Source organism: Polaribacter sp. 20A6, from assembly GCF_011378915.1.
GTDB lineage: Bacteria > Bacteroidota > Bacteroidia > Flavobacteriales > Flavobacteriaceae > Polaribacter > Polaribacter sejongensis.
The window spans coordinates 1-3850 of sequence record NZ_WTPZ01000017.1; the positions used below are offsets into that span (position 1 = coordinate 1).

General features: G+C 27.8%; 5 protein-coding genes. 3 read left to right on the forward strand and 2 right to left on the reverse strand.

What is annotated here, in order from left to right; genetic code table 11:
* Nucleotides 1-630 precede the first annotated feature (630 nt).
* The gene (locus GQS57_RS18085; protein ID WP_165734376.1) at nucleotides 631-1281 is read right to left on the reverse strand and encodes a hypothetical protein; all 651 of its coding nucleotides are present in this window, start codon (nucleotides 1279-1281) and stop codon (nucleotides 631-633) included.
* A 92-nt stretch (nucleotides 1282-1373) separates the two neighbouring features.
* Entirely contained in the window at nucleotides 1374-1517 is a 144-nt protein-coding gene (locus GQS57_RS18090) for a hypothetical protein (RefSeq protein ID WP_165734377.1), read from the reverse strand.
* 297 nt (nucleotides 1518-1814) lie between these two features.
* On the opposite strand from GQS57_RS18090, the gene GQS57_RS18095 reads away from it, so the two are divergent.
* The 3 genes from GQS57_RS18095 to GQS57_RS18105 all read left to right on the forward strand — a co-directional run bounded on the left by GQS57_RS18095 (nucleotide 1815) and on the right by GQS57_RS18105 (nucleotide 3767).
* Entirely contained in the window at nucleotides 1815-2069 is a 255-nt protein-coding gene (locus tag GQS57_RS18095) for a hypothetical protein (RefSeq protein ID WP_165734378.1), read from the forward strand.
* A gap of 3 nt (nucleotides 2070-2072) precedes the next feature.
* Nucleotides 2073-2579 carry a hypothetical protein gene (locus tag GQS57_RS18100; protein WP_165734379.1) on the forward strand — a complete coding sequence of 169 codons (507 nt, stop codon included), beginning with the start codon at nucleotides 2073-2075 and terminating at the stop codon, nucleotides 2577-2579.
* 213 nt (nucleotides 2580-2792) lie between these two features.
* Nucleotides 2793-3767: a leucine-rich repeat domain-containing protein gene (locus GQS57_RS18105; protein ID WP_165734380.1), complete on the forward strand. Its 975-nt coding sequence runs from the start codon at nucleotides 2793-2795 to the stop codon at nucleotides 3765-3767.
* Nucleotides 3768-3850: the final 83 nt, after the last annotated feature.

Genomic DNA, 3850 nt, shown 5'->3' on the forward strand with positions numbered 1-3850 from the left:
TTAAAACGCTAAAAAAAAGGAAAAGTTTGCGGAATTTAACCTGTTTGAAAATATCTGAAAACTTGAAACTTATTTTACTATTTGAAACTAAAATTGCTGAATTGACAAAGTGCTGAGAAAAAGTCGGAGAAATTCGTTTTTAAAGACAAATTTAGAAAGGCTGAGAGATTTCTATGAGTAAAATAAAGGTTTACTCATCTTCTGAATTAAAAACTTGTCAAATCGCTGAAAAATAAAAATTACGGAATTTACTCAAAAACTTTAAAAAGGAGAAAAAAGAAAGTGGAATTTCATAACTTATAAAGTGGAAATTAAACACGCATTTTACAACACCTTGTATAAAAAATCGCTAAATTAGTGCCTAAGTAAAGTTTGTCGCTTTTCTGTCAACTTCTATTTTCCTGCGGAAAATAGCCGTCGACTTAAAACGCAACTTTCCATACAAAACAACGTTAGCACCAATAAAACACTCACCTTTAACTAATGAACGAAAATTTTTAAAAACAGTACATTTTATCAAGTAGAAAAAAAAGAATAGCAACATTTATATTTCTTATAGCAGGAACCGTAGTTAAGATAACTAACAAATCGACAAAAGTTTCGAGAATTTTAGTTGCAATTGCGTTTTTTTCAATAGGGAACACCTCCACCAGAATTAGAACCATCATCTGCCATACAACCAGTAGGTCTTTTAGATGATTTTGATACAATTATTGGTTCACAATTTTCGTTTAAAACAATTTTACCTTTAAAAGTAGATACACGCGGAGTTCCAAAACTAGTAATACCATGCTCCCAACTAGAACCTAAAACCCAGACAATATCTTGTGTGCCATTACTATTGTTTGTAATTTGTTTTTTTACTGTTGGTAAAAGTCTTATTGGTTCAGTTGTTAGGCTCCCTGAATTCCATACAGCATAAAAATAAGAACCATCACCTCCCCAGCTAGTATACGCACTATTATACCAAGTTGAATTGTTTAAAGGGGTTGTCATTTCCCAAGAACTTCTTATTCCGTTATCTAATTGGTTTTGTGAAGGTCCCCTAAAATAACCATGTTTTCCACTTCCAATATTTCCAGACCATAAATTATTACCACGATAAGTTAATTTACTAGAACTATCATTATAACTGCTTCGGGAATATAGACCATTATTATTTTCAATCTCATTAACTGATTCAATCTCATTAACTAACTCAATTTCATTGTTGTTAGAATCACAACTTATAATTAGAATAAATAAAACTAATAATTTCAATAAATAAAGTAAATTTTTCATATTTTTTTAATTAAATTATTAAACTTCGGAGCAATTTGAATCTACTCCCTAACTTTTTTTAAAAATATATCTTTTTTTTGTATTCTACAAATTTAATTAAGTATCGTATTTTTTGTTTGCTGGTTCCAAAATGAAAAATTCTGATAAGTATCAATATCGCAACTTAATGAAAAAGTAGTAATAGAAATTGGTGGATTAAAAGATTTCGGAATGATGCAACCTGGAAGTGTTAACATTTCAAATGGGTATGAAGAAACTCAATTGGAAATAAAATTTAGCGGAAAAGAATTTGAATGATAGTGTTCATCTAACAAAAGAACAGAATGGAGAATATAAATTAATAGAACTGAACATATAAATACTGGTGCTAACACCGTATATAATTTATTGCTGGCTTCTCGCCTACTTACGAAAATCCTCGCAGACTTTCTTGGTCGGTAATTATTTACTAAATTAGTTGCTTGAAATACGCAACAAACCATATACAACAACGTTGGCAAATATTTCTTACTCAAGTTCTGAAAATTAAAATTATGATAAAATTTATAAACAATACAACAAAGTTAAAGGAAAACAAAAAAGACTTTTTAGATATGAACTCTATTGTTAACGAACAAATGAATGAAGTTATTAATAAAATAAAGTTTAAATTGAATTCTCTAACATCTGAACATGAAGCTGAAGTAACTTTATCCGGTAAAATAGATAAGTTTGATTTAACTATAAATTCAGAAAGCAATAAAACTGTAAGTATAATTGAAAAACTTATCAATGATTATTTAAATTAAAATATGGATGAATTAAAATTTTTTATATTAAAAGAAATATTGAAAAATGAAGATAAAAACCTGAATGATTCTGACTTTTTTAAATTAATAGAACATAAAGTTGGTTGGACAGAATACCATGCTTTTTTGAGTGATTTTATAAGGAATAATTTAGTAGATGAATACTCTGCTAATAAATTAACTGAATTAGGAAAAAACAGACTTAATGAATTAAAAATTCAAATAGATCAGAAATCAAAAGACGAAATAGCAGAAAGAACAAAGCTACATAATGAATCTATACTGTCTGGTTGGAAAAGGAAAACCTTTTGGTATATATTTATATTTGGAATATTTGGTGGAATTTATAGTGGAATTGATTTATTCAAAAAAATAACACAAGAAAAAGAAATTAAAACAGAACCCATAAATAAAGAACAATTAGAAGTGGAATTATCCAAATTACGAACATTAATATTAACAAAGAATAATGATTCTTTAAATAACGATAATTCAAAAACAAAACATTAGCCAACACCGTGTATTAAAAATTGCTATATTAGTGTTTTACCAAAAGTGGTTGCATTTTTATAAACTTCTATTTTCCTTCGGAAAATAGCCGTTCATTTAAAACGCAACTTTCAATACACAACAACGTTGCCACCAATTTGAATGAACATCAGAAATCCAATATATATTTTCAGTATTATAGTCTTTCTATTCGGAATTTTCATACTCTTTATTATGGGATTTTGGGGAGTTGGAGCAATACTTTGGTTATTCGGAATTTATTCAATTTTAATATTAACAAGTTTTATACTTAAAAAATTTAAAGTCAAATACAGACAAATTATTGAATGGACTTTAATATTTGTTTACGTCCTTTCTCATACTTTGTACCATTTAAATTGGGACGTTGGAAGTGAAATTTATTTTGCCAATGAAAATCAACCATTTGTTGGAAAAAATCAAAGTTTCATAATAGTTTTCGGAATAGAAAAACAACCAAAACTTGAAAGTAATTATTTTACAAACAATAAAATACTTATTCCAGAAAATGGAATTTTACTTACTTCTTCAAAAAAGGAAACATTTAAACATAGATATAGATTTCCTGTAGTTGGTAGTGGAGAAAAGTTTTCAGCGACTTACTTTGAGCAATATAATTGTTACGGAGTAAAAAATTACAAATTTAATTATGTTGTTGGAACAATTAGTGACTTGGGAGAAGTTGATTATAGATACAGAGATTCAATTGGAGATTTAATTTGTGAAAAACTCAAAAATGAAGATTTTAAAAACAATCTAAAAGTAGGTTATGAAACCGGAAATTATCTTAACCAAAAAGAGGTTTTAATAAATTATCAGAATTTGACTAAACTTCCAAACGGACTTTTAGAGTTGAGAAATCTTGAGTATTTAAATGTACATTCTAATAAACTGAAAGTATTTCCTAAAAGTGTTTTAGAGTTTCCGAAACTAAAAAGACTGACAATTGGATATAATGAAATTAAAACAATACCTGAATGGATTGGCGGAATTAAAAGTTTAGAAAGTCTTGCAGTAAATGGAAATGATTTGACTTTAATTCCTGATACGTTATTGACTTTACCGAAACTAAATTATTTGCTAATAAGAGAAAATGATTTTAACGAAATGGAAATAAAAGAAACAATTGAAAAGTTTAAACAAAAAGGAGTGAAAGTCCAATATGAATAGAAAACTGGTGGCAACACCGTATATAATTTATTGCTGGCTTCTCGCCTACTTACGAAAGTCCTCGCGGACTTTCTTGGTCGGTA